Origin of the sequence: Cupriavidus nantongensis (assembly GCF_001598055.1) — a bacterium.
Lineage (GTDB): Bacteria > Pseudomonadota > Gammaproteobacteria > Burkholderiales > Burkholderiaceae > Cupriavidus > Cupriavidus nantongensis.
This window is the reverse complement of the sequence record NZ_CP014844.1, coordinates 1,453,973-1,478,747: the sequence shown is the minus strand read 5'-3', so window position 1 is coordinate 1,478,747 and position 24,775 is coordinate 1,453,973. Positions and strand designations below refer to the sequence as shown.

General features: G+C 68.0%; 26 protein-coding genes. 10 read left to right on the top strand and 16 right to left on the bottom strand.

Annotated features, from left to right (window positions below; all coding sequences use genetic code 11):
- Positions 1-21 precede the first annotated feature (21 nt).
- The 7 genes from A2G96_RS06815 to uvrB form a co-directional block, all read right to left on the bottom strand.
- Positions 22-1,245 carry an IscS subfamily cysteine desulfurase gene (locus tag A2G96_RS06815; RefSeq protein WP_269465678.1) on the bottom strand — a complete coding sequence of 408 codons (1,224 nt, stop codon included), beginning with the start codon at positions 1,243-1,245 and terminating at the stop codon, positions 22-24.
- 65 nt (positions 1,246-1,310) lie between these two features.
- Positions 1,311-1,865 carry a Fe-S cluster assembly transcriptional regulator IscR gene (gene iscR, locus A2G96_RS06810; RefSeq protein ID WP_011614910.1) on the bottom strand — a complete coding sequence of 185 codons (555 nt, stop codon included), beginning with the start codon at positions 1,863-1,865 and terminating at the stop codon, positions 1,311-1,313.
- 131 nt (positions 1,866-1,996) lie between these two features.
- On the bottom strand, positions 1,997-4,093 hold the full coding sequence (locus A2G96_RS06805) for a site-specific recombinase (RefSeq protein WP_062797963.1): 2,097 nt from the start codon (positions 4,091-4,093) through the stop codon (positions 1,997-1,999).
- 79 nt (positions 4,094-4,172) lie between these two features.
- Complete coding sequence (locus A2G96_RS06800) at positions 4,173-4,661, bottom strand: low molecular weight protein-tyrosine-phosphatase (RefSeq protein ID WP_062797960.1); 489 nt, start codon at positions 4,659-4,661, stop codon at positions 4,173-4,175.
- Positions 4,662-4,757: 96 nt separating this feature from the next.
- Positions 4,758-5,000: a hypothetical protein gene (locus A2G96_RS06795; protein ID WP_062797958.1), complete on the bottom strand. Its 243-nt coding sequence runs from the start codon at positions 4,998-5,000 to the stop codon at positions 4,758-4,760.
- Positions 5,001-5,038: 38 nt separating this feature from the next.
- Positions 5,039-5,260, bottom strand: coding sequence for a hypothetical protein (locus tag A2G96_RS06790; RefSeq protein WP_062797957.1), 222 nt, complete (start codon positions 5,258-5,260; stop codon positions 5,039-5,041).
- A gap of 90 nt (positions 5,261-5,350) precedes the next feature.
- Entirely contained in the window at positions 5,351-7,444 is a 2,094-nt protein-coding gene (uvrB, locus tag A2G96_RS06785; protein ID WP_062797956.1) for an excinuclease ABC subunit UvrB, read from the bottom strand.
- Between the two features lie 172 nt (positions 7,445-7,616).
- On the opposite strand from uvrB, the gene A2G96_RS06780 reads away from it, so the two are divergent.
- Positions 7,617-8,813 carry an amino acid aminotransferase gene (locus A2G96_RS06780; RefSeq protein WP_062797955.1) on the top strand — a complete coding sequence of 399 codons (1,197 nt, stop codon included), beginning with the start codon at positions 7,617-7,619 and terminating at the stop codon, positions 8,811-8,813.
- A 309-nt stretch (positions 8,814-9,122) separates the two neighbouring features.
- Complete coding sequence (locus tag A2G96_RS06775; protein ID WP_062797953.1) at positions 9,123-10,391, top strand: polyhydroxyalkanoate depolymerase; 1,269 nt, start codon at positions 9,123-9,125, stop codon at positions 10,389-10,391.
- A gap of 51 nt (positions 10,392-10,442) precedes the next feature.
- Here the strand turns inward: A2G96_RS06775 and A2G96_RS06770 are convergent, their stop codons facing one another.
- Positions 10,443-11,078 (bottom strand): TetR/AcrR family transcriptional regulator, encoded by a 636-nt coding sequence (locus tag A2G96_RS06770; RefSeq protein ID WP_062797951.1) that lies wholly within the window; start codon positions 11,076-11,078, stop codon positions 10,443-10,445.
- Between the two features lie 330 nt (positions 11,079-11,408).
- On the opposite strand from A2G96_RS06770, the gene rsxB reads away from it, so the two are divergent.
- Both rsxB and nth read left to right on the top strand, forming a co-directional pair.
- On the top strand, positions 11,409-12,227 hold the full coding sequence (rsxB, locus tag A2G96_RS06765; protein WP_174549295.1) for an electron transport complex subunit RsxB: 819 nt from the start codon (positions 11,409-11,411) through the stop codon (positions 12,225-12,227).
- Positions 12,224-12,868 carry an endonuclease III gene (nth, locus tag A2G96_RS06760; protein ID WP_062797947.1) on the top strand — a complete coding sequence of 215 codons (645 nt, stop codon included), beginning with the start codon at positions 12,224-12,226 and terminating at the stop codon, positions 12,866-12,868. The genes rsxB and nth overlap by 4 nt, the downstream gene beginning before the upstream one ends.
- Here the strand turns inward: nth and A2G96_RS06755 are convergent.
- Positions 12,837-13,526 carry a TetR/AcrR family transcriptional regulator gene (locus tag A2G96_RS06755; protein ID WP_062797945.1) on the bottom strand — a complete coding sequence of 230 codons (690 nt, stop codon included), beginning with the start codon at positions 13,524-13,526 and terminating at the stop codon, positions 12,837-12,839. The two genes, nth and A2G96_RS06755, sit on opposite strands and share 32 nt — an antisense overlap.
- A gap of 85 nt (positions 13,527-13,611) precedes the next feature.
- Here A2G96_RS06755 and A2G96_RS06750 point away from each other — a divergent pair, with 85 nt between their 5' ends.
- Genes A2G96_RS06750 through A2G96_RS06740 form a run of 3 tightly spaced genes read left to right on the top strand, consistent with a single transcriptional unit; the run spans position 13,612 to position 16,887 of the window.
- Positions 13,612-15,165 (top strand): flavin-containing monooxygenase, encoded by a 1,554-nt coding sequence (locus A2G96_RS06750; protein ID WP_062797943.1) that lies wholly within the window; start codon positions 13,612-13,614, stop codon positions 15,163-15,165.
- Positions 15,162-16,145, top strand: coding sequence for an alpha/beta fold hydrolase (locus A2G96_RS06745; protein WP_062797939.1), 984 nt, complete (start codon positions 15,162-15,164; stop codon positions 16,143-16,145). Before A2G96_RS06750 ends, A2G96_RS06745 begins: the two co-directional genes overlap by 4 nt.
- Positions 16,146-16,161: 16 nt before the next feature.
- The gene (locus A2G96_RS06740) at positions 16,162-16,887 is read left to right on the top strand and encodes a Coq4 family protein (protein WP_062797936.1); all 726 of its coding nucleotides are present in this window, start codon (positions 16,162-16,164) and stop codon (positions 16,885-16,887) included.
- 77 nt (positions 16,888-16,964) lie between these two features.
- On the opposite strand, the gene A2G96_RS06735 is transcribed toward A2G96_RS06740, so the two are convergent.
- Together A2G96_RS06735 and A2G96_RS06730 are read right to left on the bottom strand one after the other, a co-directional pair.
- On the bottom strand, positions 16,965-17,552 hold the full coding sequence (locus tag A2G96_RS06735) for a malonic semialdehyde reductase (protein WP_062797934.1): 588 nt from the start codon (positions 17,550-17,552) through the stop codon (positions 16,965-16,967).
- A gap of 89 nt (positions 17,553-17,641) precedes the next feature.
- On the bottom strand, positions 17,642-18,505 hold the full coding sequence (locus A2G96_RS06730; RefSeq protein WP_062797932.1) for a DMT family transporter: 864 nt from the start codon (positions 18,503-18,505) through the stop codon (positions 17,642-17,644).
- A 113-nt stretch (positions 18,506-18,618) separates the two neighbouring features.
- On the opposite strand from A2G96_RS06730, the gene A2G96_RS06725 reads away from it, so the two are divergent.
- Positions 18,619-19,050 carry a DUF1841 family protein gene (locus tag A2G96_RS06725; protein WP_062797930.1) on the top strand — a complete coding sequence of 144 codons (432 nt, stop codon included), beginning with the start codon at positions 18,619-18,621 and terminating at the stop codon, positions 19,048-19,050.
- A 132-nt stretch (positions 19,051-19,182) separates the two neighbouring features.
- Positions 19,183-20,478: a phospholipase A gene (locus A2G96_RS06720; RefSeq protein WP_062797928.1), complete on the top strand. Its 1,296-nt coding sequence runs from the start codon at positions 19,183-19,185 to the stop codon at positions 20,476-20,478.
- A 29-nt stretch (positions 20,479-20,507) separates the two neighbouring features.
- On the opposite strand, the gene A2G96_RS06715 is transcribed toward A2G96_RS06720, so the two are convergent.
- Both A2G96_RS06715 and grpE read right to left on the bottom strand, forming a co-directional pair.
- Positions 20,508-20,939 carry a thioredoxin family protein gene (locus A2G96_RS06715; protein ID WP_062797925.1) on the bottom strand — a complete coding sequence of 144 codons (432 nt, stop codon included), beginning with the start codon at positions 20,937-20,939 and terminating at the stop codon, positions 20,508-20,510.
- A 108-nt stretch (positions 20,940-21,047) separates the two neighbouring features.
- Positions 21,048-21,632 (bottom strand): nucleotide exchange factor GrpE, encoded by a 585-nt coding sequence (gene grpE / locus A2G96_RS06710; protein ID WP_062797923.1) that lies wholly within the window; start codon positions 21,630-21,632, stop codon positions 21,048-21,050.
- A gap of 275 nt (positions 21,633-21,907) precedes the next feature.
- Between grpE and A2G96_RS33800 the strand changes: the two genes are divergently transcribed.
- Complete coding sequence (locus tag A2G96_RS33800; protein ID WP_167354348.1) at positions 21,908-22,081, top strand: hypothetical protein; 174 nt, start codon at positions 21,908-21,910, stop codon at positions 22,079-22,081.
- A gap of 63 nt (positions 22,082-22,144) precedes the next feature.
- Here the strand turns inward: A2G96_RS33800 and A2G96_RS06700 are convergent, their stop codons facing one another.
- The 3 genes from A2G96_RS06700 to hrcA form a co-directional block, all read right to left on the bottom strand.
- On the bottom strand, positions 22,145-22,540 hold the full coding sequence (locus A2G96_RS06700) for an RNA-binding S4 domain-containing protein (protein ID WP_062797919.1): 396 nt from the start codon (positions 22,538-22,540) through the stop codon (positions 22,145-22,147).
- Positions 22,537-23,652 carry a ferrochelatase gene (gene hemH, locus A2G96_RS06695; protein WP_062797916.1) on the bottom strand — a complete coding sequence of 372 codons (1,116 nt, stop codon included), beginning with the start codon at positions 23,650-23,652 and terminating at the stop codon, positions 22,537-22,539. The genes A2G96_RS06700 and hemH overlap by 4 nt, the downstream gene beginning before the upstream one ends.
- An 82-nt stretch (positions 23,653-23,734) precedes the next feature.
- The gene (gene hrcA, locus A2G96_RS06690; protein WP_012352407.1) at positions 23,735-24,769 is read right to left on the bottom strand and encodes a heat-inducible transcriptional repressor HrcA; all 1,035 of its coding nucleotides are present in this window, start codon (positions 24,767-24,769) and stop codon (positions 23,735-23,737) included.
- Between the last annotated feature and the right edge of the window lie 6 nt (positions 24,770-24,775).

Genomic DNA, 24,775 nt, shown 5'->3' with positions numbered 1-24,775 from the left:
TTCGCGGGATCCGGCGGGGGCTCAGTGCGCGGCCCACTGGATCGAATTCAGGTCGACGCCGTCCTTGAACATTTCCCACAGCGGCGACAGGTCGCGCAGCTTGCCGATCTTGCTCTTGAGCAGCTCGACGGTGTAGTCGATCTCCTGCTCGGTGGTGAAGCGGCCGACCGTGAAGCGGATCGAGCTGTGCGCCAGTTCGTCGTTGCGGCCCAGCGCGCGCAGCACATACGACGGCTCCAGCGAGGCCGAGGTGCAGGCCGAGCCCGACGACACCGCCACGTCCTTGATCGCCATGATCAGCGACTCGCCTTCGACGAAGTTGAAGCTGACGTTCAGGTTGTGCGGCACGCGGTGCTCCAGGTCACCGTTCAGGTAGACCTCTTCCATGTCCGACAGGCCGTTCCACAGGCGGTCGCGCAGCATGCGGATGCGCTCGTTCTCGGTCGCCATCTCTTCGCGGGCGATGCGGAAGGCTTCGCCCATGCCGACGATCTGGTGCGTGGCCAGCGTGCCCGAGCGCATGCCGCGCTCATGGCCGCCGCCGTGCATCTGCGCCTCGATGCGCACGCGCGGCTTGCGGCGCACGTACAGCGCGCCGATGCCCTTGGGGCCGTAGGTCTTGTGGGCCGAGAACGACATCAGGTCGCACTTCAGCTTGCCCAGGTCGATCGCCACCTTGCCGGTCGCCTGCGCGGCGTCGCAATGGAAGATGATGCCCTTCTCGCGGCAGATCTCGCCGATCTGCTCGACGTCCTGGATCACGCCGATCTCGTTGTTGACCAGCATCACCGACACCAGGATGGTGTCCGGGCGCAGCGCCTGCTTGAACACCTCCATGTCGAGCAGGCCGTTGTCCTTCACGTCCAGGTAGGTCACTTCAAAGCCCTGGCGTTCCAGCTCGCGCGTGGTGTCGAGCACGGCCTTGTGCTCGGTCTTCACGGTGATGATGTGCTTGCCCTTGCCAGAATAGAAGTTGGCGGCGCCCTTGATCGCCAGGTTGTCCGACTCGGTCGCCCCCGAGGTCCACACGATTTCGCGCGGGTCGGCGCCGACCAGTGCGGCCACCTGCTCGCGCGCCTCTTCCACCGCGCGTTCCGCTTCCCAGCCGTACGCATGGCTGCGCGACGCGGGATTGCCGAACTGCTCGCGCAGGTACGGAATCATCTTGTCCGCCACGCGCGGGTCCACCGGCGTGGTGGCCGAGTAATCCATGTAGATGGGGAAATGTGGGGTGCTCATCGTTATGACTGCCTTGTAAGGGACCGCTGATCGCTGTGTTGCTGCGCTGTGTTGCTGTCTTGCCGGCGCGCTCAGGACTGCGCCAGGCTGAAAACTGAATTCACCATCCTGGCCCGGACCGGTTTTTCCTGCTTGTCGGCCTTGCCGCGCGCGGCGGCGGCGACCGGCTGCGCGGCGTCTTCGCGCATGTCGTGCAGCACGGCGGGCTGGCGCTCGCGCTGCTGGTCCACCAGGTTCTTGAGGGAAACGGAATCGAGGTACTCGACCATCTTCTGGTTCAGCGTGGCCCACAGTTCGTGGGTCATGCAGCGCCCCGAGCCGTCATCTCCGTTACAATTGCCCTTGCCGCCGCACTGGGTGGCATCCAGCGGCTCGTCCACGGCGATGATGATGTCCGCCACGGTGACGTCCTCGGCCTTGCGCGCCAGGCTGTAGCCGCCGCCCGGGCCGCGCACGCTTTCGACGATCTCGTGCCGGCGCAGCTTGCCGAACAGCTGCTCCAGGTACGACAGCGAGATTTTCTGCCGCTGGCTGATGCCGGCGAGCGTGACCGGTCCCTGGTCCTGGCGCATCGCCAGGTCGATCATCGCAGTGACCGCGAAGCGGCCTTTGGTGGTCAGTCTCATGGTGCAGGGCTCTGGGGTGATGCGTGGGGGTGAAGCTAATACTTGATCGTTTCCGTCAAGTATAAAGGTACCCGACTAATTCAGTCAACTACCCCTGCCGCACCGCACCACTTCCCGCCCCACCCTTCCCCTCAGGCCTGGCGCCCGCCTGCAGCCGCGTGCGCGGGTGCCGCGCGCGGCGGCACCAGCAGCGACAGCGGGTGTTTCAGGATGCGCCGCCGCACGGCCGCGCTCAGCTCGGCGCGATCGATGCGCCGCAAATTGCGTGACCGCAGCGCCATATTGAATGCCAGCGCAAAGCTGACCGCCACGTTGAGCATGCCCATCAGTGCAATGCCCGCCACCGCCAGCCACAGCGCCGGCATGCGCAGCGCATCCCACCCCAGCACGCCGAGCGCCGCGCCCACCGACCCGGTCGACAGCGTCACATGGCGCACTTCCATATGCGGACCGAAGAAGCTCAGGATCTCCGGCCCCAGCCCCAGCAGCAACCCCAGCGACACGTTGGCGACGATGCCCGACAGGTTGCGTTTGCAGAAGTCCGCCACCCGGGTGGCGCCGTGCGCGCCCAGCACGTACTGCAGGCGGCGGTGGTAGGCCATCACGTCGTGCACGCGGTGCAGCGCAAACCAGTTGTCGGCCCAGCCCGCGAACAGGCTCGACAGCCACAGCAGCACGCCGGTGAAGGCGGCGTACAGCGGCGTCGGCCCCAGGATCGAGAACGATTCGATGGTGGCGATCGCCTTGGCCGGCGTGATCAGGTTGGTGCCCAGCAGCCGGTGCGCCAGCCACTGCACGCCCAGCGCCACCGGGAACACCACCGCCAGGTTGCCGGCAATGGCCGCCGCGTTGGAGCGGATCATGGCAACGGTGTCGTCGACGAAGATCTCGCGCCCCTCCGGCCGCCCCGCGTTATCGAGCCGGTGCGCCAGCGCCGGCCCGGTCATGGCTGGCTGCTTGGTCGCCAGCGTGAAGTGGGCGAAATGGATGGCGAGGAAGCTGCCGGCATAGTTGAGCGACGCCAGCACGCCTTCGCTGAACTTGTCCAGGTGCAGCCCGTAGATCAGGAACTTCAGGTACACCGTGGCCACCGAGACCAGGCCGCCACCCGCCGCGGCGCGCACCAGCTCGGCATATTCGCGGCGGTCGCGCGTGATGTAGTGCTCGCCGGTCTCGGCCGAGCGCTCCACCACCTTGCGCGCCAGCTGGGCGAACGAGGTGCCGGCGAGATGCGCAATGCTGCGCCGCGCCTGGGTCGAGCGGATCAGCTCGGCCACCAGGTGCGCCGGCATGCCGGGACGGCCCGGCTCGACCCACGCCGCCAGCAGCAGCTCGATGCGGCTGAGCTGCACCTTCATGCGCTCGATCTGGAACACCACCTCGACCGACACGCCGTTTTCCTCCAGGTCTTCGTAGACATGGCGGGCGGCGGCGTGGCAACCGTCGAGCAGCGCGCGGAAGTAGTTCAGGCGATGGCCGAAGCTGTCGTCGTCGCGGCGCAGGCCGTCCTCGCGCAGGGCCTGGATGGCCTCGTCCAGGCGAAAGAACGGGGTGTCCTCGACCCGCCCCGCCAGGCGCGAGCGGATCGCCTGGCTCAGCCCGGTGGCGCGCACCTGGCTGACCAGCACCGCGATGCTGGTGGCCAGGGTCTGGCCCAGCGCCTCGCGATAGCGCGCCAGGCCCGGCGCCGCGCCGTCGGCGCGGCCGCTTTCCAGCACGCGCGCCAGCCGCGCCATCAGCGCATCGTCGATGGCCTCGACCCAGTCGGCATCGTCGTCGCCGACGAACACCAGCGCAAACAGCGCCGCCATGTCGCTGCGGTTCGGCGGCGGCGGCAGGAAGCGGCTCTGCAGCCGGCTCACCATCTCGCTGAAGAAGCCGGGATGCTGCGCCACGCCGGTATCGCAGAACAGGCCGGTGGGATCGTTCTCGCGCAGCAGGCTGCGCACCGTCTGCGCAAAGCGCGCGGCCCAGTCCGGATGCCGCTCCAGCACCTGCAGCAGGTAGCGCAGGCGCACGTGCTCCGGATGGCGGCGCGGCGCGCCGTCTTGCTGGCTGTCGGCATCGGCGCCGAGGCCGCCGTCACGGCGGATCCAGAAGGCCAGTTCGATCAGCCAGCCGTTGCGCTCGGCCAGCGGCGCCTCCGGATCGGCCGCGGCCAGGATGGCGTCGAGCTGCAGGCTGGCATTGCGCGACTCGCGCCATTTGCGGAACAGTTTGCGAAGCATGGATTCTTGTCAGGATCGAGCCACCGGCCGCGGGCGCGGGACGCCGCGGCGGGGTCAGGTAGGCTGGGAGCGGGCCGGCTCAGCCGGCCGGATGCTGCAGGCGCTGGCGCAGCTCGGCCACCAGGCCGTCGCAGGCATCCTCGATGTAGTCGAGCACGCGCTCGAAGCCGTCGCCTTCGCCGTAATACGGGTCCGGCACCTCGTCGGCATCGTGGCGGGTGGCGAAGCTCATCAGCAGCCGCACCTTGTCGCCGGCATCCGGGCGCAGTTTCAGCAGGCCGGCCAGGTTCTCGCGGTCCATCGCCAGGATCAGGTCGAAGCGGTCGAAGTCCGGCACGCCGACCTTGCGCGCGCGCAGCGCCGACAGGTCATAGCCGCGCTGCAGCGCATGGCGCTGGGTGCGCGGATCGGGAGCGCGGCCGAGGTGGTATTCATGGGTGCCGGCCGAATCCAGCTCCACCAGCGCCGCCAGGCCGGCGGCATCGAGCTTGGCGCGCAGCACGCCCTCGGCCGTGGGGGAACGGCAGATATTCCCCATGCAACACATCAGGATGGCGTATGGCTTCATCGGATCAAGGCTTGGCAAGGTGGCATGGAGGCGCGATTCTACCTGCCGCCCTTGCCGCCGGCCCGGGCGTGTGGTGGCGCCAGGCGGCTCGCGACGCTAGGCGAGCTGCTTGGCCAGCCGCTCGCCGTGCGCAAACCCGGCCACCTGCGCGGCCTCGGCCGACTTGTAGTGGTCGGTGATGCGCGAGCTGTCGGTCAGCGTGCCGGCGGCCCGGATGTTGGTGCCGGGCCGGCACACGCGCACCGTGTACGACCATTCGCTCTGCGAACGCTGCCTGACCTGCACTTGCACTTCGTGGGTTTCATAAACCTTCTTCTTCCATTCGCCGATGTCGGTCATTGTGATTTCTCCACGGAAAAAGGGCACCCGCCGGCGCGCTAGCTGACCTCGCCAGCGTCGATCGCGCGCATCGCGCCGGCCTCCGCCATCGCGATGGCGGCCTCCGGCGTGGGCGCGTCGCCGGCAATGGCCTCGAAGCTCGGGCCGGTCGGTTCGCCGAAGGCGTCGGCGATGCGCATCTGCGCGGCAAAGCCGCCGGCGGCATTCGGAACCGCGGTGACCACCACCGCGTAGCCGCCGTAGTCGAACTGGCGTTCCATCGTGCCCTCCTTCACTGCGGTCACTGGCCTGCCCCGCTGGCGCCGCCGAGGATTTCACTATAGGCGAAGCGCGCCCGGCGTTGCGGCGTATCAGGCAGGCGAGGCAGGCGGCAGTGAGCCCTCGCCGCTGGCGCCGAACACCTGCGCCTTGAGCTTGGCGAGCTGGTCGCGCACCTGCGCCGCCTGTTCGAACTCCAGGTTGCGCGCATGCTCGAGCATGAGCTTCTCCAGCCGCTTGATCTCCTTCGAGACCTGCTTCTCGCTCATCTCCTCGTAGCGGGCCTGCTCCTGCGCGGCCTGCAGCTCGGCGCGGGCGTCGCTGACGTTGTAGACGCCGTCGATGATGTCCTTGATGCGCTTGACCACGCCGCGCGGCGTGATGCCGTTGGCTTCGTTGAAGGCGATCTGCTTGGCGCGGCGGCGCTCGGTCTCGTCGATGGCCTTCTTCATCGAGTCGGTCATGCGGTCCGCGTACAGGATCGCGGTGCCGTTGACGTTGCGCGCGGCGCGGCCGATGGTCTGGATCAGCGAGCGCTCGGCGCGCAGGAAGCCTTCCTTGTCGGCGTCGAGAATCGCGACCAGCGAGACCTCGGGAATGTCCAGCCCCTCGCGCAGCAGGTTGATCCCCACCAGCACATCGAAAGTGCCCAGGCGCAGGTCGCGGATGATCTCGACGCGCTCGACGGTATCGATGTCCGAGTGCAGGTAGCGCACCTTGACGCCGTTCTCGGTCAGGAACTCGGTCAGCTGCTCAGCCATGCGCTTGGTCAGCGTGGTCACCAGCACGCGCTCGCCGGCCTCGACCCGGACATGGATCTCGGACAGCAGGTCATCCACCTGCGTGGTCGCCGGGCGCACCATGATGACCGGGTCGACCAGCCCGGTCGGCCGCACCACCTGCTCCACCACCTGGCCGGCGTGCTCCTGCTCGAACTGTGCCGGCGTCGCGGAGACGAACATCACCTGGCGCATCTTGCGCTCAAACTCATCGAACTTGAGCGGCCGGTTGTCCAGCGCCGACGGCAGCCGGAAGCCATATTCGACCAGCGTGGTCTTGCGCGCGCGGTCGCCGTTGTACATGCCGTTGAGCTGGCCGATCAGCACGTGCGACTCGTCCAGGAACATCAGCGCGTCGGGCGGCAGGTAGTCGACCAGCGTCGGCGGCGGGTCGCCGGGGCGCGCGCCGGACAGGTGCCGCGAATAGTTCTCGATGCCCTTGCAGAAGCCGAGCTCGGACAGCATCTCGAGATCGAAGCGCGTGCGCTGCTCGAGCCGCTGCGCTTCCACCAGCCGGTTTTCCTTGTGGAAGAACTCGAGCCGCTCGCGCAGTTCGTCCTTGATCGCCTCGATCGCGCGCAGCACGGTCTCGCGCGGGGTCACGTAGTGGCTCGACGGGTAGACCGTGAAGCGCGGGATCTTCTGCCGCACCCGCCCGGTCAGCGGATCGAAGAAATGCAGCGACTCGACTTCGTCGTCGAACATCTCCAGCCGCACCGCCATCTCGGCGTGTTCGGCCGGGAAGATGTCGATGGTGTCGCCGCGCACGCGGAAGGTGCCGCGCTGGAAGTCGGTCTCGTTGCGGGTGTACTGCATCGCGATCAGCCGCGCGATCACGTCGCGCTGGCTGATCTTGTCGCCGGCCCGCAGCGTCAGGATCATCTGGTGGTATTCGGTCGGGTTACCGATACCGTAGATCGCCGACACGGTCGCGACGATGACGGTGTCGCGGCGCTCCAGCAGGCTCTTGGTCGCCGACAGCCGCATCTGCTCGATATGCTCGTTGATCGACGAGTCCTTCTCGATAAACAGGTCGCGCTGCGGGACGTAGGCCTCGGGCTGGTAGTAGTCGTAGTAGCTGACGAAGTACTCGACCGCATTGCGCGGGAAGAACTCGCGGAATTCCGCGTAGAGCTGCGCCGCCAGCGTCTTGTTGGGCGCGAACACGATGGCCGGCCGCCCCATGCGGGCGATCACGTTGGCCATGGTGAAGGTCTTGCCCGAACCGGTGACGCCCAGCAGGGTCTGGAACGACAGGCCGTCTTCCACCCCCTCCACCAGCTGCCGGATTGCCTCGGGCTGGTCGCCGGCGGGCGGGAACGGCTGGTACAGCTGGAACGGGGAGCCGGGAAATGTGACGAATTTGTCTTCGTCCAGGGCCGGCGCGGCTTCGGCAAGGTTCGTCATAGGGGCGTGACTAGGGAAATACCTGAGGAAAACGGGCGGATTACGCTAGAATCTTGGGGTTGTCAGCCCCCGCTTCAAGCCAAGAAGAGCGCGGCCGGGCCTGCCAGCCTCCAGCGCAGTACGGAGCATTCTACGCCTTCCGTTTTTCACATAGCCGACCACGAGATTCCAAATGAGTTTGTTTTCTGCCGTCGAGATGGCCCCGCGCGACCCGATCCTGGGCCTCAACGAAGCCTTCAATGCCGACACCCGCGCGACCAAGGTCAACCTGGGCGTTGGCGTGTACTTCACCGACGAAGGGAAAATCCCGCTGCTGCGCGCCGTCCAGGAGGCAGAAAAAGCCCGTCTGACCACCGCCACCCCGCGCGGCTACCTGCCGATCGAAGGCATCGCGGCCTATGACCAGGCAGTGCAGACGCTGCTGTTCGGCAAGGAATCGCCGCTGATCACGGAAGGCCGCGTGGTGACGGCCCAGGCACTTGGCGGCACCGGCGCGCTGAAGATCGGCGCCGACTTCCTGAAGCGCCTGTACCCGGACGCCAAGGTCGCGATCAGCGACCCGAGCTGGGAAAACCACCGCGCGCTGTTCGAATCCGCCGGCTTTCCTGTGGTCAACTACGCCTACTACGACGCCCCCAGCCACGGCCTGAATTTCGCCGGCATGGTGGAATCGCTGAAGTCGTTCCCGGCCAACACCATCGTCGTGCTGCACGCCTGCTGCCACAACCCGACCGGCGTCGACCTGTCGCCCGAGCAATGGAAGCAGGTGGTGGAACTGGTCAAGGAACGCAACCTGATCCCGTTCCTGGACATGGCCTACCAGGGCTTTGCCGACGGCATCGACGCCGACGGCGCCGCGGTGCGCCTGTTCGCGGACTCGGGCCTGCCGTTCTTCGTGTCGAGCTCGTTCTCGAAGAGCTTCTCGCTGTACGGCGAGCGCGTCGGCGCGCTGTCGATCGTCACCACCAGCAAGGAAGAAGCGCAGCGCGTGATGTCGCAGGTCAAGCGCGTGATCCGCACCAACTATTCCAACCCGCCGACCCACGGCGGCACCGTGGTCGCGACCGTGCTGAACAGCCCGGAACTGCGCGCCATGTGGGAAGAAGAACTGGCCGAAATGCGCGACCGCATCAAGCTGATGCGCCACGCGCTGGTGGACAAGCTGGCCGCCAAGGGCGTGCCGGGCGACTTCTCCTTCGTCAAGGCCCAGCGCGGCATGTTCTCGTACTCGGGCCTGACCTCGGCCCAGGTCGACCGCCTGCGCAACGAGCACGGCATCTACGCCGTCAGCACCGGCCGCATCTGCGTGGCGGCGCTGAACAGCCGCAACATCGATGCGGTGGTCGACGCAATCGCGGCCGTGATGTAACCCCGCCATCAGTTGCCGCGCCGCAACGGCGGGCAACTGGCGTGCGCATCACAAAGCAATAGCAAAAAAGCGGCTTCGGCCGCTTTTTGCATTTGTTTGCGATGTTGTAGGACGTTGTCACCGAAAAATCAGGCCTATGCCTTATTGTGTTCCGCGCATACGGAAGTACTTTAAGGTATATGCTGCAAAGCAAGATCGTTAGCACGGTCGTTCGATTCAGGCATAATCGGCGCCACGCGATCCAAGGTGTATTGTCAGTACATTGTTACTTGGTGGTACGCATCCTCAGTAAGACCAGGCAGAAACGGCATGCTCTATCAATTGCATGAGTTCCAGCGCTCGATCCTGCACCCGCTGACCGCGTGGGCCCAGGCGACCGCCAAGACCTTCACCAACCCCCTCAGCCCGATGTCGCTGGTACCTGGCGCACCCCGCCTGGCCGCCGGCTACGAACTGCTGTACCGGCTCGGCAAGGAATACGAAAAACCGGCGTTCGATATCAAGTCGGTGCGCTCCAACGGGCGCGACATCCCCATCGTCGAGCAGACCGTGCTGGAAAAGCCCTTCTGCAAGCTGCTGCGCTTCAAGCGCTATGCCGACGACCCCGAGACCATCAAGCTGCTCAAGGACGAGCCGGTGGTGCTGGTGGCCGCGCCGCTGTCGGGCCACCACGCCACGCTGCTGCGCGACACCGTGCGCACGCTGCTGCAGGACCACAAGGTCTACGTCACCGACTGGATCGACGCGCGCATGGTGCCGGTCGAGGAAGGCGCCTTCCACCTGTCGGACTACATTTACTACATCCAGGAATTCATCCGCCATATCGGCGCCGAGAATCTGCACGTGATCTCGGTGTGCCAGCCCACGGTACCGGTGCTGGCGGCGATTTCGCTGATGGCGTCGGCGGGCGAGAAGACGCCGCGCACCATGACCATGATGGGCGGCCCGATCGACGCGCGCAAAAGCCCGACCGCGGTCAACTCGCTGGCGACCAACAAGTCCTACGAGTGGTTCGAGAACAACGTCATCTACACCGTGCCGGCCAACTACCCCGGCCACGGCCGCCGCGTCTACCCGGGCTTTTTGCAGCATGCCGGCTTTGTCGCGATGAACCCGGACCGGCACCTGTCGTCGCACTATGACTACTACCTGAGCCTGGTCGAGGGCGATGCCGACGACGCCGAGGCGCACGTGCGCTTCTACGACGAATACAACGCGGTGCTCGACATGGCCGCCGAGTACTACCTCGACACCATCCGCGAGGTGTTCCAGGAATTCCGCCTGGCCAACGGCACCTGGGCCATCGACGGCAAGCCGGTGCGTCCGCAGGACATCAAGGGCACCGCGCTGATGACGATCGAGGGCGAGCTCGACGATATCTCCGGCGCGGGCCAGACCGCCGCCGCGCACGACCTGTGCGCCGGCATCCCGAAAAACCGCAAGCAGCACCTGAACGCCGAGCGTTGCGGCCACTACGGGATCTTCTCGGGCCGGCGCTGGCGCGAGGACATCTACCCGCAGCTGCGCGACTTTATCCGCAAGTACCACCAGGCCCCGGTGGCCGTGGCCAGCAAGTAAGAAGAACGCCCGCGCAAGCGGGCGTTTCTGCATGGCCGCGCTGCCGGCGGCTCAAGGCTTCTTCAGGTAGCTCAGCAGCATGTCGATGTGCAGTTCGGCAAAGCGCTCGTGCTCCTGCTGCGACGCCACGTCGCGGCCGATCACGGCGCTGATGGTGTAGCGGTTCGACAGCACGTAGTAGCCCAGCGCGGAAATCGTCAGGTAGAACTGCGGCACGTCGATCTGGTCGCGGAACAGTCCCTGCTGCTGGCCGCGCCGGATCACGTCGGCGAGCACGTCGACCACCGGGTTGATCAGCTGCTGCAGTTGCGACGACTTCTTCAGGTGCCGCGCCTCGTGCAGGTTCTCGCTGTTGACCAGGCGGATGAACTCGGGGTGCTCGTAGTACCAGTCCCAGACGAAGCGGGCCAGCGTGCGCACGCCCTCGACCGGGTCTTCGTCGACCAGGTGCAGCTGCTCTTCGGCGGCGCGGAAGTTGGCGTATTGCTTCTCCAGCACCGCCAGGAACAGGCCCTCCTTGCTGCCGTAGTAGTAATACAGCATGCGCTCGTTGGTTTCCGCGCGCCGGGCAATCTGGTCGACGCGGGCGCCGGCCAGACCACCCTTGGCGAATTCCTCGGTGGCCGCAGCGAGGATGCGTCGGCGCGTCCCTTCCGGGTCGCGTTTGGTCTTGGGCTCTGTTGACATGAGGTGTGGTCGATCGTTGCGCGGATTATGGCACAGGCCGGAATGCGGCAATCCGGCCGCGCGACGCGCATCATCGCCGTTTCTGTCCGCCGGCGAAATCGGGGATAATCCTTGCGGCGCGAAAACCGCAGGGTCCGCAGAGACCCCGGTGCGGAAGGTGCCGAAGGGGGTCGCCAGCACATTGTCCGCCCCGTAAGGGCCGCCGTTATGTCGCCAACCGCTCACAGCATCGCGCAAATTTCGTGCTTTGCCCGAGGCCGCGCCGCGCCGTGAAGCGCTGGCGCTGGTTTTTGACCCCGCTCTTGTCCCCCTGAATTGCTGTCCGTTGTCGTGAATCCCGCCGTCAAGTCCCTCGCTGACCGTCTCGAGGCGCTGCTGCCGCAGACCCAGTGCACCAAGTGCGGCTTCAGCGGCTGCCGCCCTTATGCCGAGGCCATGGCCAGCGGCGCGGCCGCCTGCAACCGTTGTCCGCCCGGCGGCGCGCAGGGCATCGCGCGCCTGGCCGCGCTGCTCGGCACCGAACCGCTGCCGCTCGACCCGGAGCGCGGCAGCGAGCAGCCGCGCGCGCTCGCCCGCATCGACGAGAGCCTGTGCATCGGCTGCACGCTCTGCATCCAGGCCTGCCCGGTCGACGCCATCGCCGGCGCCGCCAAGCAGATGCATACCGTGATCCCCGAGCTGTGCACCGGCTGCGACCTGTGCGTGCCGCCCTGCCCGGTCGACTGCATCGACATGGTCCCCGTCACCGGCACGCGCACCGGCTGGGACGCGTGGTCGCAGACGCAGGCCGATGCCGCGCAGGCGCGCTACCTGGCGCGCAACGCGCGGCTGGTGCGCGAGCGCGAGGAAAACGATGCGCGCCTGGCCGCCAAGGCCGCCGCCAAGCTCGCCGCGGTCCAGGCCGAGGCACCGGAGAACGACGCCGAGCGCGCCGCGCAGGAACGCAAGCGCGCCATCATCCAGGCCGCGATCGAACGCGCGCGGCAGAAGCAGCAGGCCGCACGGCCGCGCAATACCGACAACGTGTCGGCCGCGGTGCAGGCGCAGATCGACGCCGCCGAAGCGCGCCGCGCGCGCGCCGGGCTGACGCCGCAGGCCGATCCCGATACCGCGCAGGACCCGGCCATCGACCCGAAAAAAGCATCATGAACGCTGCCAAGTGCCGTGCCATCTTCGAGACGCTGCGCGAAGTCAATCCGGCCCCGACCACGGAACTGGAGTACAGCTCGCCGTTCGAGCTGCTGATCGCCGTGCTGCTGTCGGCGCAGGCCACCGACGTGGGCGTGAACAAGGCCACGCGCCGGCTGTTCCCGGTCGCGCATACCCCGCAGCAGATGCTGGAACTGGGCGAAGCCGGGCTGAGCGAATACATCAAGACCATCGGCCTTTACAAGACCAAGGCCAGGCATGTGATCGAGACCTGCCGCATCCTGGTCGAGCGCCATGGCGGCAAGGTGCCGGCGGAGCGCGAAGCGCTGGAGGCGCTGCCGGGCGTGGGCCGCAAGACCGCCAACGTGGTGCTCAATACCGCGTTCGGCCAGCCCACCATCGCGGTCGACACGCATATCTTTCGCGTCTCCAACCGCACCGGCCTGGCGCCGGGCAAGAACGTCGACATCGTCGAGCAGAAGCTGCTCAAGTGCGTGCCGCATGAGTTCCTGCACGACGCCCATCACTGGCTGATCCTGCACGGCCGCTACGTGTGCAAGGCGCGCAAGCCGGAATGCTGGCACTGCGCGATTGAAACGCTGTGCGAGTTCAGGGAGAAAACCCCGGCGCCGCAGCTGTAGCCGCTGCCAGGTCAGGTGCCGGGTCGGGCGCCGGGTCGGACGGATGCGCCAGCACCAGCGCCAGTTGCAGCGCGGTGCGCGCGACCACGTCGACATCGGGGCTGTAGCCGTGGCGGATCCAGCGCACCGCAAGGTGGACCACGCCGCCCGCGACGCCCGCCGTCAGCAGCGGATCGCGCTCGCGTCCCGGCGGCAGCAGCGCCTGCGCCAGCAACCCGCCGAATTCATCCAGCGAATCGGCCAGCGCGCCGTCGACCAGCTTGCTGACGCCGCGGATTTCCACCAGGAACACCCGCGCCGAGCGCGGTTCGCGCTGCAGCGCGCCGAAGTAGGCGCGCAGCATCGCCAGCGCCCGTTGCGCGCCGTCGTTGCCGGCGGCCTCGCCCGCCTGCGCCAGGGTGTGCAGCAGGCGCTGCGTCACCGTTTGAAACGATGCCAGCAGCAAGGCCTCGCTGTTGGCGAATGACTCGTAGAAATAGCGCTCGGTCAGGCCCGCGGCCTCGCACACTGCCTTGACGGTGGCGTTCTGGTAACCGCGCTCGCCGTAGACCTGCACGGCCGCGGCAATCAGTTGCGCGCGGCGCTGGGCACGGCGCTCTTCGGCTTCGGCGCCACGATAGCGGCGCGCGGGGGTCAGCTCGGGGGTCATGCGCGCCATTATGGCATTCCCTATGGTCACGAAACTTGCCGGATCGCTTCTGACAATCTATGTTGTCAGAAGTGTCACTGACCGGATGCCCCCCATGCGCGATGCCAGTTCCGATGACGCAGTTCTCGATGTGCTGATCGTGGGCGCCGGCCTGTCCGGCATCGGCGCGGCGCGCCAGCTGCAACGGCGCTGCCCCGGCAAGCGCTACGCCATCCTCGAGGCGCGCGACGCCATCGGCGGCACCTGGGACCTGTTCCGCTACCCCGGCATCCGCTCGGACTCGGACATGTACACGCTGGGCTACCGCTTCAAGCCCTGGCGCGGCGCCAGGGCCATCGCCGACGGTCCGTCGATCCGCGCCTATATCCGCGAGACCGCCACGGAAGCCGGCATCACGCGCCAGATCCGCTTCGGCCACCGCGTGGTCAGTGCGGCGTGGGACAGCGCCGACGCATGCTGGACCGTCGAAGCCGACCGCAGCGCCGACGGCAGCCGGGTGCGGCTGCGCGCGCGCCTGCTCTATGTCTGCGCCGGCTACTACAGCTATGCCGAGGGGCATCGTCCCGCGTTCGACGGCGAGGACCGTTTTCGCGGCCGCATCGTGCATCCGCAGTTCTGGGACGAGTCGCTGGACTACGCCGGCAAGCGCGTGGTGGTGATCGGCAGCGGCGCCACCGCGGTCACGCTGGTGCCGGCGATGGCCGGCCGCGCGGCGCACGTGACCATGCTGCAGCGCTCGCCCACCTATATCGTGTCGCGCCCCGGCGAAGACGCCATTGCGCGCACCCTGCGGCGCGTGCTGCCGGAGCGGCTGGCCTACACCGCCACGCGCTGGAAGAACGTGCTGCTCGGCATGACCTTCTTCCAGCTGGCGCGGCGCCGGCCGGAACGCGTCAAGGCGCGCCTGGTCGGCATGGCCGCCGCGCAGCTGCCGGCGGGCTTCGACGTGGCGACGCATTTCACGCCGCGCTACAAGCCCTGGGACCAGCGTCTGTGCCTGGTGCCCGACGGCGACCTGTTCCGCGCGCTGCGCGACGGCCGCGCCTCGGTGGTGACCGACACCATCAGGCGCTTCACCGAACACGGCATCGAGCTGGCCAGCGGCAAGTCGCTCGACGCGGACATCGTGGTGACAGCCACCGGGCTGAAGCTGAACATGCTGGGCGACATTGCGCTCACCGTCGATGGCCAGCTGCGCCGCCCCGCCGACTGCCTGGCCTACAAGGGCATGATGCTCAGCGACGTGCCCAACCTGGTGCTGGCGTTCGGCTACACCAACGCCTCGTGGACGCTCAAGGCCGACCTGACCGCCGAATACGTCTGCCGCCTGCTGCGCCACATGGACCGCCATGGCCATCGCATCGCGGTGCCGCGCGCGCCCGCCGCGGTGCAGCCGACGCCGTTCCTCGATTTCACCTCGGGCTATGTGCAGCGCGCCGCCGGCGTGCTGCCGCGCCAGGGCGACCGCAAGCCGTGGCGCGTGCACCAGAACTACCTGAAAGACCTACTGACGATACGGCACGGACGCATCGCCGATGGCGTGCTGCAGTTCGGCGCGCCACTGCCGCTGCGCGAGCCGCGCAACGCGCACGAGGCAACCGGCGCCAACACCGTCGCAGCGGTCGCCGCCAGCGAGGTGCAGCCATGACTGTCGCGCTCATCGCGCTCGCCGTGCTGCTGGCGCTGCTCCTGCTGTCCGGCATCGCACTATGGCTGTACACGTGGCGCACCGCCCGGCGCATCGAAGCCGCGATGCCGCCGCCGGGCCGCTTTGTGGACGTGCCCGGCGCGCGGCTGCATGTGGTCGAGCGCGGGCAAGGCCCGGCGCTGCTGCTGGTGCACGGCCTGTCGGGCCAGCTCGAGAACTTCGGCTACGGCATGATCGCGCCGCTGGCCGAGAGCTTCCGCGTCATCGCCGTCGACCGTCCCGGCGCTGGCCATTCCACGCGCACGCCGGGCAGCGCCGCCGACCTGCCCGCGCAGGCCGACGCGCTCGCCGCGCTGTGCGACCGGCTGGGCCTGGAACGGCCACTGGTGGTGGGCCATTCGCTGGGCGGCGCCATCGCGCTGGCACTGGCGATCCGGCACCCGGAACGCGTCGGCGGCCTGGCGCTGATCGCGCCGCTGACGCATCCGCCCAGGGAGATCTCGCCGGTGTTCAGGGCCATGACCGTGCCGCGCGCATGGCAGCGCTGGCTGCTGGCGTGGACCCTGGTGGTGCCGATGTCGATCCGCCATCGCGCCGAGGTCATGGACATCGTATTCGGCCCCGACCCGGTGCCGGACGACTTCCCGACCCGCGGCGGCGGCCTGCTGGCCTTGCGCCCGCGCCATTTCCTGGCGGCGTCGGAAGACCTGATCGGCGCCGCGCACAGCCTGCCGGCGCTGCTGCCCAACTACGGCACGCTGCGCGTGCCGGTCAGCGTGCTGTTCGGCCGCGACGACCGCATCCTGGACTTTGCCGAACATGGCGAAGCGCTGGTGGCCAGGGTGCCGGGCGCCACGCTGACGCTGGTCAACGGCGGGCATATGCTGCCGGTGACCGCGATCGATACCACTGTCGACTTCGTGCGTGCCGCCGCGGCGCAGATGCAAGTGCCCTCGCCGCGGCCGCGTCAATTCGCTTGATCCAGGGAGACCGCCCATGACCACCGCGACCGCTTCCAACCCCTACAAGCAGGATCTCTTCGCCGCATTGCGCGCCGTGCGCAAGCTGATGGCGGACGGCAACGACACCGAGCAGGTATTCCGCATCATGCGCGCGCTCAACGGCCCGTCGATGCCGCGCAACTTCAGCCGCCTGCTGGCCACGCACGACGGGCGCCGCATGGTCTACCAGCGCATCGAACTCGCCGAACGCCTGTCCGATCCCGCTTACGTGGCGCGCTTCGCGCCGGGCACGGTCGGCGCCGCCTATCGCGCCTTTCTCGAACAGACCGGATACAGCGCGGACGGCCTGGCCAAGGTGTCGAACCTGGACCAGGAGCCGGTGCTCGAGGACGCCTACCTGTGGTTCGGCCGGCGCACGCGCGATATCCACGATATCTGGCACGTGCTGACCGGCTACCGCGCCGACGAAAGCCTGGGCGAAGCCGCGCTGGTGGCGTTCAGCTATGCGCAGACGGGCGGCAGGGGCTGGGCCATCATCGCCATCGCGGCGTCGCTGAAGAGCCTGCGCGTGACCGGCAGCCTGGCCTTTGCGCGCGCCGTGCTGGAGGGCTACCGGCTGGGCCGCCGCGCCAGCTGGCTGCTGGGCGAGGATTACGAGAAGCTGCTGCACGAACCGATCGACGCGGCGCGCGCACGGCTCGGCATCGGCGAGCCGCGCCGCTATCTGGCCTGCAACCCCATGCAGGAATGGACCGCCTGATCGCTGCGCCAGGCAAGGCTCAAAAAAAAAAGCGACCACCGCGGGTCGCTTTTTTTGTTCGCTGGCAAGCAGCGCGCTCAGACGATGCGGCAGGCTTCGTCGAACGACAGCCGCGGGCCGCGCGGGAACAGCTTGTCGGCCACGCCATAGCCCAGGTTGCACAGGAAGTTGACCTGCCACTTGCCGTCCGGGAAGAACGCCGCGTTGACCTTGTCGGCATCGAAGCCGCCCATCGGGCCGCAGTCCAGGCCCAGCGCGCGTGCCGCGAGGATAAAGTAGCCGCCCTGCAGCGAGCTGTTCATCAGCGCGTCGCGGGCGATCTTGGCGTCGTTGCCGGCGTACCAGGAGCGGGCGTCGGCGTGCGGGAACAGCTTGGGCAGCTGGTCGTGGAAGGCAGTGTCGAAGGCGATGATCGCGGTCACCGGCGCCGAGCGCGTCTTGTCGACGTTGCCGGCCGACACGCACTCCACCAGGCGCGCCTTCTCGGCGGCGCTCTTGACGAACACGATGCGCGCGGGGCTGCTGTTGGCAGCGGTCGGGCCGAACTTCATCGCTTCATAGATCTGGTGCAGCACGGCGTCATCCACATGGCGGTCCTGCCACACATTGTGCGTGCGGGCCTCGGTGAACAGTTGCGCCAGCGCGGCTTGGTCGATCTGGGACATGCGCGTCCTTTCTGAACGAGAGGTGGAAGAAGGCAGCGATTGTACCCAAGCGCCGGTGCGCCCCACGCCAGCGCCTTTGAGCAACCTGTTCAATTCTCTTGCATGTCCGCCCGCGCCGGCGCCGGGGCGCTGCCGCGACGGGTCAGCCACAGCACGCCCGCCAGGATCAGGCCGCCGCCCAGCGCCTGCGCCGCGCCCAGCCGCTGCAGCCCGGCAAAGAAGGTCAGGATCGCCAGCACCGTCGACAACAGCGCGATCCCCGCCAGCGCCAGCCAGCCGCCAGCATCGGCCGGGAACTGCGGCGGCGTGCCCGCGCCGGCGCGCAGCGCGCCGACGACGCCGTAGACCACTGCCGCCGCGGTGCAGATCACGGTGGTGGTAGCGATCGGGTTGACGCCGGCGGTCAGGCGCGCGCCGACGATGATGTAGACGGAATAGATCACCGCCGCCGCCAGCCCCAGCGCGATCCCCAGCGGCGAGCCGGCGCCGCCGCCGACGGTCAGCCCGGCACCCACCGAGCACAGCACCAGCGCCACCACCGCGGCGGTGGTCAGCCGCTCTTTCAGGAAGACGGCGGCGAGGATGGTCACGAACAGCGGGTACAGGTACAGCAGCAGCGCCACCAGGCTGGCCTGCGCATGGTTGAGCGCGCTGAAGAAGCAGAACGACTGGCCGACATAGCCGATGCCGCCCATCGCCGCCAGCGCCAGCACGCGCCGCCACGGCGGCAGCGCGATGCCGCGCGTGCGCATCACCCACGCCAGCGCCGCGGCGGCCAGCAGGAAGCGCACCAGCAGCAGGCCGTACACGTCCGCGCCGGCGGCGTAGGCAAAGCGGGCGAAGATGGCCATGGCGCCGAAGGCGCTGGCCGAGACCGCGATCAGCAGCACGCCGGCCAGCTTGTCGCGGGCAGCGGTCGGGGCGGTGGGGGCGCTGGGGGCGGCAGGGCTCATCGGGCAGGCAGGAAGTCGGCGATCCCGCATTCTACTTGGGACCATCGCCGTCATTTCGGCCACCGGTCGGGCCGCCGGCAAGGGTCGCCCCCGTCGTCTACAATGGCGCCACCATGTTCAATCCCTCACGAGAAGAAGTCCGCCGGTTCTTCTGCGATGCCTGGCAGAAGCAGATCGCAGGCGGCGTGCTGACCCCGCTGGAAGCCATCGCCGTCGACTGGATCGGCGAGCACCCCGAGTACCACGAGCTGTTGCGCGACACCGAAGGCGCACTGGCGCAGGACTACACACCCGAGCAAGGCCAGACCAATCCCTTCCTGCACCTGGCAATGCACCTGTCGATTTCGGAGCAGGTCTCGGTCGACCAGCCGCGCGGCATCCGCCAGGCCTACGAGGCGCTGGCGCGCCGGCTCGATTCCCCGCACGAAGCCCAGCACCAGGTGATGGAATGCCTGGGCGAGATGCTGTGGCAGGCGCAGCGCAGCGGCCAGCCGCCGGACGGCGACCACTACGTCGACTGCGTCAGGCGCCGCGCCAACCGCTGACGGCGCACCACGGGTACGCGCAAAAGTGCAGCGTACAATTCCTCACAACCCTTTTGGGCGTGCGTGGTAGGCTTTGGGCTCCGAGTTTTCCCCTAGTTGCGTTGCCATCACCCGGCAACGTCGCGCATCTTCATGCCCCCTACTGCATTTTTCTCGCGGCAGCGCCTGGCGCCAGCCAGCCGCGCCGTCGCCCCCCTCTGCCTGTCGCTGATGCTGGCCTGGCCGCTGTCCGGCCATGCCGGCGTGGCACTGCTGCAGCCGCCGCGCGTGATCGACGGCAACCAGCCGCTGACGCTGACCCTGGTGGTGTCGGCCGACACCGCCACGCGCCGCTACCGTATTCCCGACACACTCGAGGTGACCGCCTCCGGCGACCTGCTGGCGCCAGTGCGCCTGGTGCTGTGGCGCGAAGTCTCCGGCCCCGCCGTGGTCAACCTGCGCCGTGGCGAGCATCGCGCCATCCGCTACACCGTGACACTGCCGCCGGTGCTGCGCGGCCAGGTGCGGCTCGATGCCACCGGCATCGACGCCGCGCCGGTGCTGGTCACGCTGAACCGGCTGCCGCAGCCGGGCGAAGCGGCCACGTCGACGCCACCGGTGGCCAGCCAGGCGCCGGCCGCGGCAGACACTCCCGACGCCGCCGACAGCGCGCCCGTGCCGGTGACCGGGATCACCACGGCCGAAGCCACGGCCCCTGCCCCGGCCGACCTGCGCGACAGCGCCCGGCTGTCGTTCCACGACCCGATGTACTTCATGGTCGGTGCGAACGGCGGCGCCAACGCAAAATTCCAGTTCAGCTTCAAGTACCGCATCTTCGAGGGCGAGGACCCTGCCTCGAAGCGCCTGTTCGACAACCTCTACTTCAGCTACACCCAGTTCTCGCTGTGGGACCTGAACGAGGATTCGGCGCCGTTCCGCGACACCAACTACCGGCCCAGCCTGTTCTACTACCTGTCGGATACCGGCGTGCGCAACAGCGTGATCAGCCGGATGTCACTGGCCACCGGACTGGAGCATGAATCCAACGGCCGCAACGGCGTGGAGTCGCGCAGCATCAATACGGTGTTCGTCAAGCCGACCTTCTATTTCGGCGACCAGAACGACTGGCACTGGCGCGTCGCGCCCAAGCTCTACGCCTATGTGGAAAAGGCCGACAACCCGGACATCGCCCACTACCGCGGCTTCATGGACCTGGGCATCGCCTATGGGCGGCCGGATTCATGGGAGTTTTCGGCGACGCTGCGCAAGGGCACGCGCAAGTGGTATGGCAGCGTCGACGCGCAGCTGACCTACCCGATGGCGCGGCTGATCCCCGGCACGGCCGGGTACCTGATGGCGGGATATTTCGTCGGCTATGGCGAGAGCCTGCTCGACTACAACCACAAGCTGCCGTGGCAGTTCCGCATCGGCTATGCGCTGACGCGCTGATGCGCTGATGCAATGAGACGCGGCCCGCGCTAGCCCGCCAGCGGCTTGCCGCTGGCCTTCAGGCGCGCATTGGCCACGGCCGCGGCAAACTCCCCGTGGCCGTGCCAGCCGGTGGCGCGGCCGAGCTTCTTGCCGTTCTGGAAGAACATGAACACCGGGATGCCGTGCAGGCCGAAGCGCCGCCCCAGTTCCGGGTGCGCATAGACGTTGGCGTGCAGCCAGTGCAACTCCAGCGCGCGCACCGGCCCGGGATTGGCCAGCATGGCCTTCTTCGCCATTTCGCAGTTGAAGCAGTCCACGCCCCAGAAGAACACGCACACCAGCGCATCGCCGGCCGCGGCGATGGCGCCGTCGATGGAGGCGTCGTCGACCTCGCGCATGGCAAAGGCGTCAAAGGCGCGGTGGTCCAGATGCGGGGCCGCGGACGGGTCCGGCGCGCCGGCTTGCGGTTCGGTGCTCATGGTTGGCTCCTGATGCGGTTCGGCCCGGATGCGGCGCTCGCCGATGACGAACGCCCGGGGCTGCAAGCACCGGGCGTCGCGTCGTGACGGGACGGCGTTGGCGGCGGCTTACTTCGGCGCCGCCACCGTGACCAGCGCCGGGCGCAGCACGCGGTCGGCAATGGTGTAGCCGCGCTGGAGCACGGTCACCACGGTATTGGGCTCCTGCTCCGCCGGCACCATCGAGATGGCCTGGTGGCGGTGCGGGTCGAACTTCTCGCCTACCGGGTTGAGCTCGACGATCTTGCCGCGCTCGAAGGCGGCGGCCAGCTGGCGCGCGGTCAGTTCCACGCCTTCGCGCAGCTTGGCGATATCGCCGGAGCCGTCGGCCAGCGCGGCCTGCAGGCTGTCCATCACCGGCAGCAGGTTGTCGGCAAAGTTCTCGATCGCGAACTTGTGCGCCTTGGCGACATCTTCCTGGGCCCGGCGGCGGATATTCTCGCCTTCGGCCACGGCGCGCATGTACAGGTCGTAATGCTCGCTGGCCTTGGCTTCCAGGGCGGCCAGCTGGGCCCCCACGTCGTCCGCGGCGGTCGCCGCAGTGTCGGGCGCGCCGGTCTCCGGGCTGGCGGTGGCGGCGTTGGTGGCATTGGCCGCCTCATCGCCCGCAGGCGTCGCAGTCTGGTTGGATGGCGTCTGCTTCTGGTCTTCCATGTCGATCCGTATCAATGCAGTGTCGCGGCCCGCCGAGGGGCTGGCCGCGGGTGGTAAATCGGCGTGTGCCCGACACAGGTGGTGGCAGCCCGCCGCATTTCAAGAGTGGCGCCGGCGCGACGCCGAAACACACGGTTACAAAGCGTCGCCTGTTGCAATCGACGCCTTATTGCTTTGCGTCAGCGCGCTCACTAAGATTCTTAGTAAGAAAAATGACAAAAATGGCGAGGGCCCAGGAGATGGTTCATTTTTGTGCCGCTTCCGAAAGGTTGGCCATGCATAAGCTCCCAGTCGTGACGCTGTGCCTCGTGGCCGCACTGGCGGTCATGACCGCCTTTATCTGCCTGTCCGGCGCCTTCACCCCGCGCGATACGGAGTATGGCAGCGGCAAGGCGGTGTTCAAGCACTACATCGTTCCCTTCGTCAGCCCGGGCGTGGCGCAGGAATAAGCTGTCCCCAACTGGCTGTCCATCGCGCGGCGGCACCGGCAACGGTACCGCCGCGCTGCCGTCTCAGCCGTTGAAGTCGTCGATGCGGCGGCGGTCGCGCTTGGTCGGCCGGCCCTGGATCTGGGCCGATGGCTCCGGCTGCAGGCGCCGGCGCTCGGCGTCGGCGGCCCGGCGCGACTGGCTCTCGGCACTTTCCTGGTACAGCGTCTGCGCCACCGGCGCCGGCCCGCGCGCCGCGGCGATGCCCTTCACTTCCAGTTCCCAGCGCTGCTGGTGTGCCTCCAGCGCAACCTTGTCGCCGGGCTTGACCTCGCGCGAGTTCTTGCACAGCTGGCCATTGACCGTGACCTTGCCGCGCTCCACCGCTTCGGCCGCGAGCGAGCGCGTCTTGAAGAAACGCGCGCACCACAGCCATTTGTCGATGCGCTGGCGCGCATCCGCGTCGAAATCCACGTTCATGCCGCCGCTCCCCGCGCCTGCGCACGCGTGCGCCGCGCTTCCAGTTCATGCGCATGCGGCGTGGCCAGCGGCCAGCCCTGCAGGTGCTGCAGCGCGATCTCCGCCATCGCCGCTACCCACGGCGCGGCATCGTTCATGCATGGAATGAAATGGAAATCCTTGCCGCCCGCGACCTTGAACTCAGTCTGGCCTTCCATGGCGATTTCTTCCAGCGTTTCGATGCAGTCGGCCGGAAAGCCCGGGCAGAACACGTCGACGCGCCCGGCGCCGACCTTGCCCAGTTCCGCCAGCGTGGGCGCGGTATAGGGCTGCAGCCACTCGGCCTTGCCGAAGCGCGACTGGAACGTCACCTGGTACTGCCCCGGCTGCAGGCCCAGTGCCTCGCCCAGCAGGCGGCCGGTCTTCACGCACTCGCAGTGGTAGGGATCGCCCAGTTCCAGCGTGCGCCGCGGCACGCCGTGGAACGACAGGATCAGCTTGTCGCCCCGGCCGAAATCCGGCATGCCATGCTGGGCCCAGTACGCGCCGACCTGCTGCTGCAGCGCCGCGATATACGCTGGATGGTCATGGAAATGCTTGACCAGCCGCAGCTCCGGCTGGTTGCGCCACTGGCCCATCACCCGGAACACTTCGTCGAAAGCGGTGGCCGTGGTGGTGCCCGAGTACTGCGGATACATCGGCAGCACCAGCACCTGCTCGCAACCCTGGCGGCGCAGCGCTTCCATCACCGAGGCGATCGACGGGTTGCCGTAGCGCATCGCGCACGCCACCGTCACGTCGTGGCCGTTCTGGTGCAGCAGCCGCTGCAGCGCGTGCGCCTGGCGCTCGCTGTAGACCAGCAGCGGCGAGCCCGTCATATGGGCCTCGCGCAGCCAGATCGATTCGTACTTGAGCGCCGACGCGCGCGAGCGCAGCGGCAGGATCACGCCGTACAGCAGCGGCAGCCACGCCGCGCGCGGGATCTCGACCACGCGCGGATCGGACAGGAATTGCTTCAGGTAGCGCCCCACCGCCTTGGGCGTGGGGGCATCGGGGGTGCCCAGGTTGACCAGCAGGATCGCCGTGCGCGGCGCCTGGCCGTGCTGGTAGGCCGGTTCGGGAGAAAACGTCATGTCGCTTCCGGGGTGGCGCGATGCCGGGACGGGGCGGGCCCGGCGGGGATGGTGCCGCCGCTCAGAGCGGAACGCCGGACCACTAGTTCTGGCTCAGCGCGCTCGACAGCAGCCGCGCGGTAATGTCGACGATCGGGATCACGCGCTCGTAGGCCATGCGCGTGGGGCCGATCACCCCCAGCGTGCCGACGATCTGCCCGTCGACCTCGTACGGCGCGGTGATCACCGCCATGTCTTCGATCGGCACCAGCTGGCTTTCGCCGCCGATAAAGATCTGCACGCCCTGCGCATGGCTGGACACGTCCAGCAGCTGCAGCAGGCTGGTCTTGTGCTCGAACACGTCGAACAGCCTCCGCAGCTTGTCCATGCTCGAAGCCAGGTCGTCGACTTCGAGCAGCTTGCGCTCGCCGCTGATATAGACGTGGTCGTCGTCCTCGTCCTCGGCGGTGCTGCCGGCCTCGACCGCGGCCTGCATCAGCTGCGACATGTCGCGGCGCAGGTCCTGCAGCTCAAGCCGCAAGTGGCTGCGCACGGTGTCGAAGCTCATGCCGGCATAGTGCGAGTTGAAGAAATTGGCGGCCTCGATCAGCTGCGCCGGCGTGTAGGGGAGTTCGGTCTGGATGATGCGGTTCTGCACGTCGCCCTCGGGGCTGACGATGATCAGCAGGATGCGCTTGTCCGACAGCCGCATGAACTCGATCTGCCGGAACGCCTGCGCGCGGCGCGGCGTCATCACCACGCCGGCAAAGTGCGACAGGTTGGACAGCGTGCGCGCCGCCGCGGTGATCATCCGCTGCGGGCCCAGCTGCTGGCCGCCCAGCTGGTCCTGGATCTGCCCGGTCAGCTCGGCCAGGTCGGCGTTGCGCTCGAGCGGCTTGGCGGTCAGCATCGAGTCGACGAACAGCCGGTAGCCGCGCGGCGTCGGGATGCGGCCTGCCGACGTGTGCGGGCTGGCGATAAAACCCATTTCCTCGAGATCGGACATCACATTGCGTATCGTCGCCGGCGACAGGTCCAGCCCCGAGTACTTGGACAGGGTGCGGGAACCGACCGGCTGGCCCTCGGCAATGTAGCGCTCGATCAGGGTCTTGAGCAGCGTTTTGGAACGTTCATCCATGATGCC

Excerpts from the sequence above, each read along its gene's own strand:
- A2G96_RS06745 (WP_062797939.1), top strand. The coding sequence starts at position 15,162 with ATGACTGTCGCGCTCATCGCGCTCGCCGTGCTGCTGGCGCTGCTCCTG.
- A2G96_RS06740 (WP_062797936.1), top strand. The coding sequence starts at position 16,162 with ATGACCACCGCGACCGCTTCCAACCCCTACAAGCAGGATCTCTTCGCC.
- A2G96_RS06755 (WP_062797945.1), bottom strand. The coding sequence starts at position 13,526 with ATGGCGCGCATGACCCCCGAGCTGACCCCCGCGCGCCGCTATCGTGGC.
- A2G96_RS06775 (WP_062797953.1), top strand. The coding sequence starts at position 9,123 with ATGCTCTATCAATTGCATGAGTTCCAGCGCTCGATCCTGCACCCGCTG.
- A2G96_RS06715 (WP_062797925.1), bottom strand. The coding sequence starts at position 20,939 with ATGAGCACCGAACCGCAAGCCGGCGCGCCGGACCCGTCCGCGGCCCCG.
- A2G96_RS06790 (WP_062797957.1), bottom strand. The coding sequence starts at position 5,260 with ATGGAACGCCAGTTCGACTACGGCGGCTACGCGGTGGTGGTCACCGCG.
- A2G96_RS06805 (WP_062797963.1), bottom strand. The coding sequence starts at position 4,093 with ATGCTTCGCAAACTGTTCCGCAAATGGCGCGAGTCGCGCAATGCCAGC.
- nth (WP_062797947.1), top strand. The coding sequence starts at position 12,224 with ATGAACGCTGCCAAGTGCCGTGCCATCTTCGAGACGCTGCGCGAAGTC.
- A2G96_RS06735 (WP_062797934.1), bottom strand. The coding sequence starts at position 17,552 with ATGTCCCAGATCGACCAAGCCGCGCTGGCGCAACTGTTCACCGAGGCC.
- A2G96_RS06800 (WP_062797960.1), bottom strand. The coding sequence starts at position 4,661 with ATGAAGCCATACGCCATCCTGATGTGTTGCATGGGGAATATCTGCCGT.
- A2G96_RS33800 (WP_167354348.1), top strand. The coding sequence starts at position 21,908 with ATGCATAAGCTCCCAGTCGTGACGCTGTGCCTCGTGGCCGCACTGGCG.
- hrcA (WP_012352407.1), bottom strand. The coding sequence starts at position 24,769 with ATGGATGAACGTTCCAAAACGCTGCTCAAGACCCTGATCGAGCGCTAC.
- A2G96_RS06725 (WP_062797930.1), top strand. The coding sequence starts at position 18,619 with ATGTTCAATCCCTCACGAGAAGAAGTCCGCCGGTTCTTCTGCGATGCC.
- A2G96_RS06730 (WP_062797932.1), bottom strand. The coding sequence starts at position 18,505 with ATGAGCCCTGCCGCCCCCAGCGCCCCCACCGCCCCGACCGCTGCCCGC.
- A2G96_RS06795 (WP_062797958.1), bottom strand. The coding sequence starts at position 5,000 with ATGACCGACATCGGCGAATGGAAGAAGAAGGTTTATGAAACCCACGAA.
- A2G96_RS06770 (WP_062797951.1), bottom strand. The coding sequence starts at position 11,078 with ATGTCAACAGAGCCCAAGACCAAACGCGACCCGGAAGGGACGCGCCGA.
- A2G96_RS06750 (WP_062797943.1), top strand. The coding sequence starts at position 13,612 with ATGCGCGATGCCAGTTCCGATGACGCAGTTCTCGATGTGCTGATCGTG.
- uvrB (WP_062797956.1), bottom strand. The coding sequence starts at position 7,444 with ATGACGAACCTTGCCGAAGCCGCGCCGGCCCTGGACGAAGACAAATTC.
- A2G96_RS06720 (WP_062797928.1), top strand. The coding sequence starts at position 19,183 with ATGCCCCCTACTGCATTTTTCTCGCGGCAGCGCCTGGCGCCAGCCAGC.
- A2G96_RS06700 (WP_062797919.1), bottom strand. The coding sequence starts at position 22,540 with ATGAACGTGGATTTCGACGCGGATGCGCGCCAGCGCATCGACAAATGG.
- grpE (WP_062797923.1), bottom strand. The coding sequence starts at position 21,632 with ATGGAAGACCAGAAGCAGACGCCATCCAACCAGACTGCGACGCCTGCG.
- iscR (WP_011614910.1), bottom strand. The coding sequence starts at position 1,865 with ATGAGACTGACCACCAAAGGCCGCTTCGCGGTCACTGCGATGATCGAC.
- hemH (WP_062797916.1), bottom strand. The coding sequence starts at position 23,652 with ATGACGTTTTCTCCCGAACCGGCCTACCAGCACGGCCAGGCGCCGCGC.
- A2G96_RS06780 (WP_062797955.1), top strand. The coding sequence starts at position 7,617 with ATGAGTTTGTTTTCTGCCGTCGAGATGGCCCCGCGCGACCCGATCCTG.